This window comes from Clostridium sp. TJA085 (assembly GCF_058310235.1).
The window spans coordinates 1286059-1300209 of record NZ_JBZEEZ010000001.1 but is presented as its reverse complement, the minus strand read 5'-3'; the positions used below and the strand labels follow the sequence as shown (position 1 = coordinate 1300209).

Annotated in this window: 13 protein-coding genes; all 13 read left to right on the top strand. The window is 28.9% G+C overall.

Translation table 11 applies throughout. The annotated features are described in order from the left end of the window. Positions 1-61 precede the first annotated feature (61 nt). Positions 62-1513, top strand: coding sequence for an aminoacyl-histidine dipeptidase (locus AC4FQW_RS06605; protein WP_491147987.1), 1452 nt, complete (start codon positions 62-64; stop codon positions 1511-1513). A gap of 113 nt (positions 1514-1626) precedes the next feature. Further along, a complete protein-coding gene (locus tag AC4FQW_RS06600) occupies positions 1627-2424 on the top strand; it encodes an SPOR domain-containing protein (RefSeq protein ID WP_303129447.1) in 798 nt (265 codons plus the stop codon). Between the two features lie 196 nt (positions 2425-2620). After that, positions 2621-3187, top strand: a complete 567-nt coding sequence (locus AC4FQW_RS06595) for a Maf-like protein (RefSeq protein ID WP_491147985.1) — start codon at positions 2621-2623, stop codon at positions 3185-3187. A 43-nt stretch (positions 3188-3230) separates the two neighbouring features. Next, positions 3231-3920, top strand: coding sequence for a RadC family protein (gene radC, locus AC4FQW_RS06590; protein ID WP_491147983.1), 690 nt, complete (start codon positions 3231-3233; stop codon positions 3918-3920). 18 nt (positions 3921-3938) lie between these two features. Beyond that, entirely contained in the window at positions 3939-4952 is a 1014-nt protein-coding gene (locus AC4FQW_RS06585; protein ID WP_303129444.1) for a rod shape-determining protein, read from the top strand. Positions 4953-4956: 4 nt separating this feature from the next. Further along, a complete protein-coding gene (mreC, locus tag AC4FQW_RS06580; protein WP_303129443.1) occupies positions 4957-5802 on the top strand; it encodes a rod shape-determining protein MreC in 846 nt (281 codons plus the stop codon). 11 nt (positions 5803-5813) lie between these two features. After that, a complete protein-coding gene (gene mreD / locus AC4FQW_RS06575) occupies positions 5814-6305 on the top strand; it encodes a rod shape-determining protein MreD (protein WP_303129442.1) in 492 nt (163 codons plus the stop codon). Continuing rightward, a complete protein-coding gene (locus AC4FQW_RS06570; protein WP_491147981.1) occupies positions 6302-9340 on the top strand; it encodes a penicillin-binding transpeptidase domain-containing protein in 3039 nt (1012 codons plus the stop codon). Before mreD ends, AC4FQW_RS06570 begins: the two co-directional genes overlap by 4 nt. A 180-nt stretch (positions 9341-9520) precedes the next feature. Then, a complete protein-coding gene (gene minC / locus AC4FQW_RS06565; RefSeq protein ID WP_303129440.1) occupies positions 9521-10165 on the top strand; it encodes a septum site-determining protein MinC in 645 nt (214 codons plus the stop codon). A 26-nt stretch (positions 10166-10191) separates the two neighbouring features. Then, on the top strand, positions 10192-10989 hold the full coding sequence (gene minD, locus AC4FQW_RS06560) for a septum site-determining protein MinD (protein WP_303129439.1): 798 nt from the start codon (positions 10192-10194) through the stop codon (positions 10987-10989). Between the two features lie 13 nt (positions 10990-11002). Next, positions 11003-11275 (top strand): cell division topological specificity factor MinE, encoded by a 273-nt coding sequence (gene minE / locus AC4FQW_RS06555; protein ID WP_303129438.1) that lies wholly within the window; start codon positions 11003-11005, stop codon positions 11273-11275. Positions 11276-11492: 217 nt separating this feature from the next. Further along, entirely contained in the window at positions 11493-12662 is a 1170-nt protein-coding gene (gene rodA, locus AC4FQW_RS06550) for a rod shape-determining protein RodA (RefSeq protein ID WP_303129437.1), read from the top strand. Positions 12663-12999: 337 nt separating this feature from the next. Then, the gene (locus tag AC4FQW_RS06545) at positions 13000-14046 is read left to right on the top strand and encodes a galactose ABC transporter substrate-binding protein (protein ID WP_303129436.1); all 1047 of its coding nucleotides are present in this window, start codon (positions 13000-13002) and stop codon (positions 14044-14046) included. Positions 14047-14151: the final 105 nt, after the last annotated feature.

Below are 14151 nucleotides of genomic sequence, written 5' to 3'. Positions count from 1 at the left end.
ATACTAAAATTATATTCACAATATAATTTTATCATAAAAAATATGGAAAGGATGATAAATGATGTCAGTTTTAGAAAACTTAGAACCAAAGTTAGTGTTTAAGTATTTTGAGGAAATATCACAAATTCCAAGAGGTTCAGGAAATGAAAAGCAAATAAGTGATTATTTAGTTTCATTTGCTAAAAATCTTGGATTAGAAGTAATACAAGATGAAGCTTTAAATATAGTAATTAAAAAACCTGCCACAAAAGGATATGAAAACGCTCCAGGAGTAATAATTCAAGGACATATGGATATGGTTTGTGAAAAAAATAAAGATACAGAACATGATTTCACAAAAGATCCAATAAAGTTAAGAATTGATGGAGATAATATATATGCAACTGGTACAACACTAGGAGCTGATAATGGTATAGCAGTAGCTTATGGAATGGCAATACTTGCAGATGATACTATAGAACATCCAAGCCTAGAATTACTATTAACTACAGATGAAGAAACAGGTATGACAGGTGCAATGAATATATCACCTGAACATATTGATGGAAAAATATTATTAAATCTTGATTCAGAAGAAGAAGGAGAAATATTAGTAAGTTGTGCGGGTGGAGTTAGAACTAACGCATCAATGACTATAAATTGGGAAGAAGTATTAGAAAATCATGTAGGATTAGAAATTAAAATAAGAGGTCTAAAAGGTGGACATTCAGGTCAAGAAATAACTAAAGGCCGTGGAAATTCAAATAAACTTATGGCGAGATTATTAAAAAATCTTAGTGAAAAATTTGACATAAGACTTGTACAAATTGAAGGTGGTTCAAAAGATAATGCAATTCCAAGAGAAGCTGATGCTATATTAACAGTAAATAAAACTGAATTAGAAGAAGTTAAAAATACTATTAAAGAATTTGAAGAAATGTTTAGACATGAATTAAGAATTCAAGATCCTGGAATTACTATAGAAGCTATTGATTATGAAGGAGTTAATAAAACTTTTGATAAAAAATGCACAGAGAATATTATAAATCTTTTATATATTTATCCAAATGGAATAAATACAATGAGCAAAGAAATACATGGATTACCTGAAAGTTCAACTAATATTGGAGTAGTAATGACAGAAGGAGATAAAGTTATATTTAAGAGTGCTGTTAGAAGTTCAGTTGCTACATTAAAAGATGAAATAGTTTTAAGAAGCAAAACTATGACAGAAATGTTAGGTGGAGGCTTTGAAACAGTAGCTCCATATCCAGCTTGGGAATATAACAGTGAATCAAAAATAAGAGAAATTTGTATTGATGTTTATAAGAAAATGTATAATGAGGAACCAAAAATAATTGCAATTCATGCAGGGGTGGAATGTGGATTATTTAAAGAAAGATTAGGAGATATAGATATGATAAGCTTTGGTCCAAATCTTTATGATGTTCATACTCCAGATGAGCATATGAGTATAAAATCAGTTCAACATGTTTGGGATTATTTATTAAACATTTTAAAAGCAATAAAATAATAAAATTATAAAAAAATCTTCACTTTTAAATAAGTGAAGATTTTTTTACATAATGAATATTATAAGAAACCTCTTAATATATTTTAATAAAGTAATATTTTAGGAGGGATAAGATGGGATACACAAGATATAATTATAAACCGAAAAAAAGAAATAAAAGAAATAATAATAGCAATTTTTTAATAATGTCACTTGTTGTTATACTAATTGCAGTAGTTGTTGGTTTATTCCTAGGACCTATTATATTTAAAGGAGATGGAAGTGGAGGAAATGCTGAGGTAAACGCTAAAGTAGACAGTGAAGATAAAAGCAATGAAAAAGAAAATGATAGTAAAAATAAGGTTGAAAATACTGAAGGAACTTCAGAAGATAAAACAAATAATGAATCTGAAGCTAAAGTTGAAAACATAAAAGGTAAGGAAATATTCATGATACAATGTGGATATTATGGAAAAAAGGAAAATGCACAAAGTGCTCTAAAGGAAATACCATCAAGTTATAATAAATTTATAATAGAAGAAAATAAAAAATTTAGAGTTATAGCAGGAATATATTTGGAACCTGAAGCAAATAAAATAAGTGATGAATTAACTAAAAAGGGAATAGCCAATGTAAAGATTAAATGCAATTACAATAATAATGATAAAAATGATTTAGTTAGTTATGAAATTCTTACAGGATTTATGAAGATAATAAATAATTTAGAAAATAAGGATGTTAAAAGTATAAAAACAACAGAATTTAAAGAATGGACTAAAAAACTATTCGAAAGTAAAAAGATTGATAAAGAAAATAATGAACTAAAATTGTTAAGAGAATATATAGAAAAATTACCAAATGAATTAGATAGAAAAGGTGCTGAGAAGTCCTTAGAGTTTATATATAAAATCCTTATAAAACATAGAGTATAAGCAAATCTTAAAAAAAAATTAATTCTATTTTAATAATAGTTTTTTACTTGTTTATGATGTTATAAAATGATAAACTATATTAGGTGTAGTGATGTATTACTACACCTAATATTGCGTTTGGAAAAAATTACAGTAATTACATATTTAGGTTTATAACTGTATAATATACCAAAAGGTAGTTTAAAAGAGGGATATTATGAAAGTTATTTTAGCATCAGCGTCTCTTAGGAGACAGGAACTATTAAAAAGAATAAGTAAAGATTTTGAAATTAAAATTAGTGATTTTGATGAGAAGTCTATTAATTTTAATGGAGATGTTAATAACTATGTTAAAGAATTAGCACTTGGAAAAGGTAAGGCTATTTCAAAACAAGTTTCAAAAGAAAATATAATAATATCTGCTGATACAGTTGTTTTCTTTAATGGTAGCATCTTAGGAAAACCAAAAGATAAAGAGGATGCCTTTAAAATGCTAAGTAACCTTAGTGGTAATACTCATGAAGTTTATTCAGGTGTTTGTATAATAAATAATGAAACTGGAGAAATACTTTGTGAAAGTTTTAAAACAGAGGTAACTTTTTCTGAGGTTGAAAGTGACATAATAACAGAATACATAAATAGCGGAAGTCCATTAGATAAGGCAGGTGCTTATGGGATACAAGATAAGGGTGGACTTTTTGTAGAAAAAATAAATGGATGTTACTATAACGTAGTTGGGTTACCCCTTAATGGGACATATAAAATGCTTAAAAAATTAATGTAATTTTATGGGGATGGGTATTCTAATAAAGCAAGGAGTGTAAAACTTGAATAATTACCTTAAAATATTAGATATGCCTGAAAATGAAAGACCTAAAGAAAAACTATTAAGATATGGTGCAGAATCTTTGAGTAATCCAGAGTTACTAGCAATAATACTTAGAACTGGAACTAAAGGGGAAAATGTATTGTCTTTAAGTCAAAGAATAATTTCAGAATTTAATGGCTTAAATGGTATTTTAAATGCATCAATAAAGGAAATGACAGAAATAAAAGGCGTAAAAGAGTCAAAAGCTTCCCAAATGATTGCAATTGCGGAACTTTTTAAAAGATTTAACACTTACAAATCTTTTAATGAATTTAAGAGAGTTACCTCTCCAAATGATGTAGCAAGTATGTTGTATGGAGAGATGGGTACATTTAATCAAGAAGTGTTAAAACTTATAATACTTAACACAAAAAATGAAATAATAAAGATTAAAGATGTTTTTAAGGGAAGTTTAAATTCTTCACTTATACATCCAAGAGAAATTTTTAATGAAGCTATAAGAAATAGCGCTGCTTCAATAATAATATGTCATAATCACCCGTCAGGAGACCCAACTCCAAGTGATGAAGATATTAAGGTTACTATTAGACTTAAAGAGTGTGGTGAAATTATAGGTATAAAACTTATAGACCACATAATAATTGGTAGAAATATTTATGTAAGCTTAAAAGAAAAAGGAATTTTATAATCGAAAGGGGAATGAAAAATGGGATTTTTCGGAACTAGTAAAGACATGGGTATAGATTTAGGAACTGCCAATACTCTTGTATTTGTTAAGGGGAAAGGTGTAGTACTTAGAGAACCTTCAGTTGTTGCTATAAATAGCACTACAAGAAAGCCACTTGCAGTTGGTACAGAAGCAAAAATGATGATTGGTAGAACACCAGGAAATATAGTTGCAATAAGACCGCTTAGAGATGGAGTTATTGCAGACTTTGATGTTGCACATACAATGATTAAATCATTAATAGAAAAGGCAGCAAGCAAGAGCGCATTTAAGGCTCCAAGAATAATAGTATGTTATCCATCAGGAGTAACAGAAGTTGAGAAAAGAGCAATCGAAGAAGCTACTAAACTTGCAGGAGCAAGAGAAGTTATACTTATGGAAGAACCAATGGCAGCAGCAATTGGAGCAGGACTTCCAGTAAGTGAACCAACAGGAAGCATGATTGTTGATATCGGAGGCGGTACTACTGAAGTTGCTATTATTTCACTTGGTGGAATAGTTACAAGTAAATCATTAAGAGTTGCTGGAGATGAGTTAGATCAATCAATAATTGCTTATGTTAAAAAAGAATTTAATTTAATGATAGGTGAAAGAACAGCTGAACAAGTTAAGATGGAAATCGGATCAGCTTACAAGATTGATGATGAAGAAAAAGTTATGGAAATTAAGGGTAGAGACTTAATTACAGGACTACCAAAGGTTATAGAAATAACAGAAGCACAAGTTAGAGAAGCTTTAAAAGAGCCTGTATATGCAATAATAGAATCAATAAAGACAACTCTTGAAAAAACACCACCTGAGCTTGCAGCAGATATAATGGAAAAAGGAATAATGTTAGCAGGTGGAGGCGCTATGCTTAAGGGATTAGATATTTTAATAACTAAAGAAACTAATATGCCTGTACATATAGCTGAAACACCATTAGATTGTGTTGTTCTAGGAGCTGGAAAGGCTTTAGAAGATTTCGACAAAATAAGCAAGGAAGACAGATAAGAACATGAAGCGTCTTAACAACAAACTGACAGTTACTATAATAGTACTGTCAGTTACATTTTTAGGGTTAATTATTTTTACGTTTAATGAACCTAATAAAGGTATAGTAGAAAGTGGTGCAGGAGCGGCTTTAAATCCAATACAAAAAATTGCGTATACAGTTAATACAAAGGTAAAAGACTTTGTAGATTTATGTTTAAATTTTTCCACAGTAAAAGAAGAAAATAAGAGACTTACTCAAGAAAATGCTAATCTAAAAAAAGAAATATTATCATATTCAGGATTAAAATCAGAAAATGATGAGCTTAGAAAAGTTTTAAATTTTAAAGATTCTAGAAATGACTACGATTATATTGCTACAAATATAATAGGATATAGCGGTGGAAATATATTAGATGGTTATATTGTAGATAAAGGAAAAAATGATGGAATAGAAAAAGGTATGATAGTTATAGCTGCTGATGGATTAGTAGGTCAAGTAACTTCAGTTGGCAGTAATTGGTCAATAATAAAGACAATTTTAAATGAAGATGTTGCTGTTAGTGTTAAGGTTAGTAGAACAAAAGAAAATACAGGTATACTTAGAAGTTATAGAGAATCAGTTGATAAATCAATAGTTAAAGTTGAAAATTTACCTATGAATTCAGATGTAAAGGCAGGGGATAAAATAGTTACATCAGGACTTGGACAAATATATCCAAAAGATATAGTAGTTGGTACTGTTAAGTCAGTTGAAGAAGACAAGGTAAATGTAATGAAAAATGCTGTCATAGAACCGGAAGTTAATTTTAATAAGCTTGAAGAATTATTTATTGTAGTTCCAAAAGATAAACGTGATATTAAATATTAAGAGGTGATGATATGAAAAAATTAATTTTAGTTTTAATATCTCTACTCTTACTTATACTTGATAATTCATTAATGCCTTTTTTAAGTATATGGGGGGCATTTCCAAGCTTATTATTTATATTTGCAGTTATATATTCACTTATAAATGGATATGGTGAAGCTTTATTTATCGGTGTTGTAAGTGGAATACTGCAAGATATATTTTTTTCAAATGGAATTGGGGTAAATGCTTTAGTTAACATGGTTATATGTTTAATAGTTGCTTATATAGGAAATGGAATTTTTAAAAGTAAAAAAATTGTTCCAGTTGCAATAGTATTTGCTGCAACTATAGTGAAGCACTTAGTTATATTTGTAATAATGCATTTACTTAAAATTAGTGCTCCAATTAATAATATTCTTATAGTAGCATTATATAATTCTGTAATAGCATTTATAGCATATAAGTATGTTTTAAAACTTTCAAATACTGAAGATGTGAATGATAAATGGAGGTTTAGATGATAGTTAATAAGCCAAAACAAAAAAAGAAAAAACTTTCCAGATATGCAGTTCTTACTATAATAATGATTGTAATATTTTCAGCTATATGTGTTAGATTAGCATACTTACAAGTGTATAAGCATGATGATTATGAAGATAGAGCAAATCAAAATGCTGTTAGGTTTATTGCTGAAAAAGCACCTAGAGGTGAAATATTAGATAAGAATGGGAATGTACTTGCAACAAATAGGCAAACTTATACATTAACATATACAACAACTGATAATGCACAAAAGAACTTTTATAAAACAATGGATACAATATTTGATATTCTTAAAGAAAATGGAGAATCTGTTCAAGATGATTTATTACTTAAGATAGATGATAAAGGTAATTTTTACTTTGCTTATAAGAGTTCATCACCAGATGCACAACAATATGAAAAACTTAGATTCCTAAAAGATAGAGGAATGAATGAAGAAATTCAAAAAGAATTAAAAATTAATAGTGATGATTTAACTGATGATCAAATTGCAAAAATTGATAAAGAGTTAATTAATGTAACTCCAGAACAAGCTTTTTATTATTTAGTAAAAAGTTATGATATGATAAGTCTTATTAATCCCGAGCCATCAAAGGAGCAAAAAGAACAATATCAAAATATGAATGGAAAGCAATTAACAGATTTAATTTTAAAATCTTATTCATTAGATGATATAAGAAATTATATGGTAGTAAAAGATGCGATTAAAATGCAAAGTTTTAAAGGATATAAATCTGTAACTATTGCAAGTAATATAAAGAAAGATACAGCTTTTATAATTTATCAAAAACTTAATGATTTGCCAGGCATAGGAGTTGAACTTCAACCAGTTAGAGAATATCCTTATGGAAAGTTAGGTTCAGCTGTACTTGGATATGTTGGTCAAATTGATAGTTCATTAGAAGAAGACTATAAATTAAAAGGTTATGACCCTTCAACAGATCTTATAGGTAAGGCGGGTATTGAATCCGCTTTTGAAGATGAATTAAAAGGTGTTAAAGGTGGTAAAACTGTTAAAGTTAACTCAGAAGGTAGAATTACAGAAGAGCTATTTAAATTATCATCTTACCCAGGTAACACTGTAAATTTAACAATTGATAAAAATGTTCAATATGCAATGCAACAAGCTTTAAAAGATACTATAGATAAGGTAAGAACAGGAACTTCAGATTCAAGTGGAAATGTATTCCCAAATGCAACTAGAGGAGCAGCGTTAGCTGTAGATGTTAAAACTGGAAAGATACTTGCGCTTACAAGCTATCCAGACTTTGATCCAAATCTTTTTGCAATTCCTGGACAGCTTACAAAGCAACAAACAGAAGAATATTTCTCACCTAATCTTGAAAAGTTTGGGAAAGAACTTATAAAGAAAACAGGTGTACATAAATCAGTAAATGATTTATTCCCTAAAGATAAAAATGGATATAGAACAGATCCTTATGATTTATATCCAAAACCATTTTATAATTATGCTACACTTGGTACATTACCACCAGGATCAATATTTAAGCCATTAACTGCATTGGTTGGACTTCAAGAGGGAGTAATAAAACCAGATACAGTTGTAAATGCTACTGGTAAATTTAATGTACATCCAGAAACATTTGGTAAGAGCTTTGCTCCTGTATGTTGGATATATCCAGGAAGTCATGGTCCTACAAATGTTGAAAAGGCATTAGAGGTTTCATGTAACTTCTTCTTCTATGAAACAGCATATAGACTTTATATGAAAGCTGGAGGAGATGCTAACAGACCAGAATCATTAAATGCTATTGCAAAATATGCTTGGAAATTTGGTCTTGGAGTAGATCCAAATGGTAAATCAAATCCTTCAACTGGAATAGAAATAGAAGAAAATACAAGTGGTCAAACATATAACTTTAAATCATTTAAAGAGAGTATAATTGGTTTATCAAATTTTGAACTTGCTGGGTACTTAGAGGATGAAACACCAAGTGGATCAGCACTTGCAAATTATAGAGGAATGTCTTCCTTTATACCATTTGATTTTACATTTAGTGATGATGATAGTGATAAGGTAAAAGAATTAAAAACTGATTTAAAATCTAAAATTAAAGATAGATTTGAGGAAGTATTTGTTAATAAAGATGCTATGAAACAAGATCAATTTGCCTTAAGTATATTGCCAGATGTAAAAGGTATAATGCAAAATTCAAATAAGTATAAAGCAAATGTAAAAAAATACGAAGATAAATATAATAAAAAAGCTAATTTAGATGAGCAAGCATCATTAGTATCAAATGCAATTGCAAGATTTGTTGTTGTTGATAAATCAGCAGAAATGACATCACCAGGTCAGCTTATTTATTCAGCTATAGGTCAAGGTATTAATCATTATACACCAATTCAGCTTGCATCATATATTTCAACTCTTGCAAATGGAGGAACAAGATATGCACTTCATTTAGTAGATAGTGTTACAGATCCAAATGGTAAAGTAGTTGAAAAATTTGAGCCAAAAGTATTAGATCATATTGATATAAATAAATCAGCTTTAGCAGCAGTTAAAGAAGGTATGAGAAGAGCAAATGATGCAGATGAAGGTACAGCATCTTCAGTATTTAACTCATTCCCAATACCAACAGCAGGTAAGACTGGTACTGCGGATTATTCAAATGATCAAAGAACTTATGGAAGATCTCCATATGCAACTTATGTCAGCTTTGCTCCAATTGATGATCCACAGATTGCTTTTGTAGGTGTTATATATGATGGTGGTCACGGATCATTTACAGCTCCAGTTGCAAAAGCTACTTATGAAGCATATTTTAAAGATGAGATACTTAAAAAGCATCCAGATTATGCAAAGAGCTCAAGTTCATTTAAAAAGTATGTAACTGATGCTCCAAAAGATAATAGTGAAGAAGCAATAAAAGAAGCTGAGAAAAAGGAAAAACAAGAAGCTGAAAAGAAGAAAGCAGATGAAAAGAAAAAAGAAGATACTAAAAACAAAGATGCAACAAAGAAAGATATAAATTCTAACAATAATTAAAGTAATATTAATTAATGAACTTAAATAACACTTATGACATTATACATAAGTGTTATTTTTTCCTTAATAAACAAAGTAAAACTACAAATACTTACATTTTAATGATATAATATAAAAAGGACTTTTATTCTAAATTGTAGAATAATGCTTATAGTGACAAAGATTGGTGGAGGGAAGCCAATGATGGATGATAGAATAATTATAAAAGGCAATAAAGATGGATTAAGTGCCGTTATAAATATGAATAAATTTAGTGGTTTTGGAGAAATGTTAGAGTTACTTATAGAGAAGTTATCAAAAGGAAAGCGTTTTTATAAAAATTCTACTCTTACGATAAGCACTAATTTGAACTTAATAAATGAGAAGGAACTATTGCATTTAAAAAATGCTCTATTTGAAGAAATAGAAATAAAAGATATTATACTACAAGAAGAACTTATTAAGGACAAAGAAAAAGATAAAAGAACCTTTTCAGGGGTTTATGAGGGAAAAACAAAATTTATAAGAAAAACAGTAAGAAGTGGTCAATGTATAAAATATAATGGTAATATTGTTATAGTTGGAGATATAAATAGTGGAGCAGAAGTTATAGTTACTGGAAATATAATTGTTTTAGGTAGTATAAAAGGAAATGTTAGTGCTGGTTCTACTGGTAATAAAAAAGCTATAATTGCAGCATTTAGTCTTCAACCTGAAATATTAAAGATTGCAGATCTTGTAACTTTATCACCAGATTCTCAAAAGCCTGAGTATCCTGAAGTTGCGAAGATAAAGGATGGGGCTATAATTGTAGAACCGTATTTACCAAACAAATATATATATTAAAAGAAAAATCATGGAGGGATTGTTTAATGGGAGTATCTATTGTAATTACATCAGGAAAAGGTGGAGTAGGTAAAACTACAACAACAGCTAATATTGGTACTGCATTAGCTGCGCTTGGAAAAAAAGTTGTTGTTGTTGATGGAGATACAGGACTTAGAAATTTAGATGTATTAATGGGATTAGAAAATAGAATTGTATATACTATAATAGATGTTATTGAAGGAAGATGTAGATTAAAGCAAGCTTTAATTAAAGATAAAAGATTTCCTAATCTTTGCTTACTTCCAACAGCTCAAACAAAAGATAAAGATGATATAAGTCCACAACAAATGCTTAAAATAATAAAAGAATTAAAAGAAGATTTTGATTATGTAATAATAGATTCACCAGCTGGTATTGAGCAAGGATTTGAAAATTCAGTAATAGGTGCAGATAAAGCTGTAGTAGTAGTAAACCCAGAAATAACATCAGTTAGAGATGCTGATAGAGTAATTGGAAAGCTAGATGCTAAGGGGTTAGAAGATCACTCTGTTATAGTTAATAGATTAAATTTTGCTATGACTCAAAGAGGAGATATGCTTGATGTTAGTGATATAATTGAAACTCTTTCAATTGAGCTTTTAGGTGTTGTACCAGATGATAAGGAGATAACTGTTTCAACAAATAAAGGTGAACCTATTGTTTTAGAAGAATCATCAAGAGCTGGTCAAGCTTTTAGAAATATAGCTAAAAGAATAACTGGAGAAACTGTTCCATTTATGAATTTAAATGAAGAGCCACAGGGATTCTTTGGATCTTTAATGAAGTTATTTAAGCGTAAATAGGGGGTATTTTAATATGGGGTTCTTTAGTAGTTTAACAAATAGTAGACCTAAACCAAAAGATATAGCTAAAGATAGATTAAAGCTTATACTTATTCATGATAGAGGAAATATTCCAACAGAAACATTAGAAAAGATAAGATTAGAAATATTAGAAGTGCTTTCAAAATATATAGAAATATCAGCTGAAGATGTTGAAATATCAGTTAGTAAAAGTGATATTGAAGAAGGTGAAGCAAGTTCAGCTTTAGTAGCTAATATACCAATTAAAAATATAAGAGGACAATAATAATTTTAGTTATTTTCTTATGGTATTTTAGAAAAAATTAAACATAATAATATAAGAGTAAAAAAACTGTATACTAATTTTGTGTACAGTTTTTTATGTTAAGAATAATTTTATATATTAAGATTTTATTATTTTTTTATTTAGAGAATGAATTAATATAGAGAATAAATTAATAATGAGATATAATTAAAATACATGTTTTTAGGAGGTGAAGACCTTGTTGAGAGGAGATTTGCTGTTTGATAGGAGAGAAAGTTCATATAGTAGATATAAGCTTGATTTTAAAAAAATTAGAGATATAGATAAATTATTACTTTTATCTATGGTTCTACTAGTTTTATTTGGTATATTAAACATATATTTAGCAACTAAAGGAAAAACGGGTGGAACACTATATCCTATGAAGCAAACAATATGGTTTATTGTTTCACTTTTAGTTCTTTACATATTTATGGCAGTAGATTATAGAGTATTATATAATTATGTACCTATATTTTATTGGGGATCTGTAATATTACTTATAGCAACAATGTTTTTAGGTTCAGTAGTTAATGGAGCAAGAGGGTGGATTAAGTTAGGTCCGGTTTCTATTCAAGCCTCTGAGATAGCCAAGTTTGGTATGATACTTATGCTTGCAAGAAAATTAGAAGAAATGGATATGCAAATAAATAATTTGAAAAATTTCTTTACACTTGTTTTTTATGCTGCAGTACCAGTATTATTTATAGTAATACAGCCTGATATGGGAATGACTATGGTTTCATTCTTTATAGTTTTAGGTATATTTTATGTTGCAGGACTTGATAATAAAATAATTGGTGGTGGACTTTTAGCATTAGTTTTAGGTATTCTTATAGTTTGGAATTCGGGAATCATACAAGATTACCAAAAAACAAGAATTACATCTTTCATGAATCCAGAAGCTAATATGTCTGGTTCTGGATACCATTTAAGTCAATCACTTATAGCAATAGGATCAGGTGGAGTTTTAGGTAGTAGGCCATCATTAACAAATGATGGAACATCAGGGTATGCAGCTCAACATGTTCCGGAGGTTCAGACTGACTTTATATTTTCAGCAATAGCAGAGCATTGGGGATTTTTAGGAGTTATGTTCTTGCTAACCTTATATGGAATATTAATATTTAGAATGATATCAATAGCAAGAACCTCAAAGGATATTTTTGGTTCTATAATATGTGTTGGTATAATATCATATTTTTTATTTGCTATATTACAAAATATAGGAATGACAATCGGACTTTTACCTATAACAGGTATTACATTACCTCTTATAAGTTATGGAGGTAGTTCGCTTTTAACTACAATTATGTCAATTGGTTTAGTACTTAATGTAGGAATGAGAAGAAAAAAAATAAGATTTTAAATTTAAATATTAAGATGATTTTTGAATATAATTCAAAAGTCATCTTTTTTTTATTTATAAAAAATTATATAAGGTAAATTATAAAAATATTTAAATAATATACAAGACTAAAAATATTATATTTTTAAACTATACATATACCCCTAAAGGAATATTTAAATAAAATAAAAGATTAAAAAATAGAATTATATAAATTTTAAATATATATTTTTATATAAAGATAGTAGAATTTCGATATAATTGTTAAGAATTTCATATGGATAAAAAAGGAATATGAAAATATAATGGAAACGTAAACAAAGTTTGAATAATTTGAATTTTATATGGAGGGGTTAATATGGTAAAAGTTAAGAAGTTAGTCGCTATGGCAATGGCAACAATGATGATTGGAGGAGTACTTGCAGGTTGTGGTGGAGAAAAGGCAACTGGGGGAGCAGCTGGAGGAGAAGGTGATCCAGTAAAAGTTGGAGTTTGTTTATATAAATTTGATGATACTTATATTTCAACAGTTCGTCAAAGTTTAGAAAAGATTCAATCAGAAAATGCAGGAAAAGTTGAATTCGAATTTGTTGATGGTAAAGGTGACCAAGCTACTCAAAATGATAGTATTGATACATTATTACAAAAAGATGTTGATTTATTAATGGTTAACTTAGTTGATACAGGAGCTGCACAAGCAGTTATAGATAAAATTAAGGGTGAAGAAGTTCCAGTTGTTTTATTTAACAGAGAACCAGAAGCTAAAGCTATAAAATCATATGATAAGGCTATGTTTGTTGGAACAAATGCAAAAGAAGCTGGAGTTTTACAAGGAAAAATATTAGAAAAAGAATGGAAAGCAAATAAAGCTTTAGATAAAAATGGTGATGGAGTAATGCAATATGTAATGTTACAAGGTGAACCAGATAATCCAGAAGCTATAGCTAGAACTGAATATTCAGTATCAACAATTAAAGATGCTGGAATAAAAGTTAAACAAGTGGCTCACCAAGTTTGTAACTGGGATCAAGCACAAGCTCAAAATGCTATGGAAGCATGGCTTTCAAGATATAATGATGAAATTGAAGTTGTAATCGCAAATAATGATGGTATGGCTCAAGGTGCTATAGCAGCTCTTCAAGCTCAAGGATATAACAATGGAGATGAGAAGAAAACAATTCCTGTAGTTGGAGTTGATGCTACAGCAGCAGCTCAAGATTTAATATCAAAAGGTTTCATGACAGGTTCAGTTCTTCAAGATGCACCAGCTATGGCTAAAGCTCTTTATGAATGTGGAATGAACTTAGCAGAAGGTAAGAGTGGAATTGAAGGAACTGAGTATAAATTTGATGATTCAGGTATAGCAGTTCGTATTCCATACCAAGAATATACTAACAAAAAGTAATTATACAAAAAGTTTGAAATATAGTAAGTAAAATTAAAGTTGCACTGCATTATAAAAAATAATGTAGTGCAACTTATAAATAAGCAAAAAAGTAGGTGAAAGCAA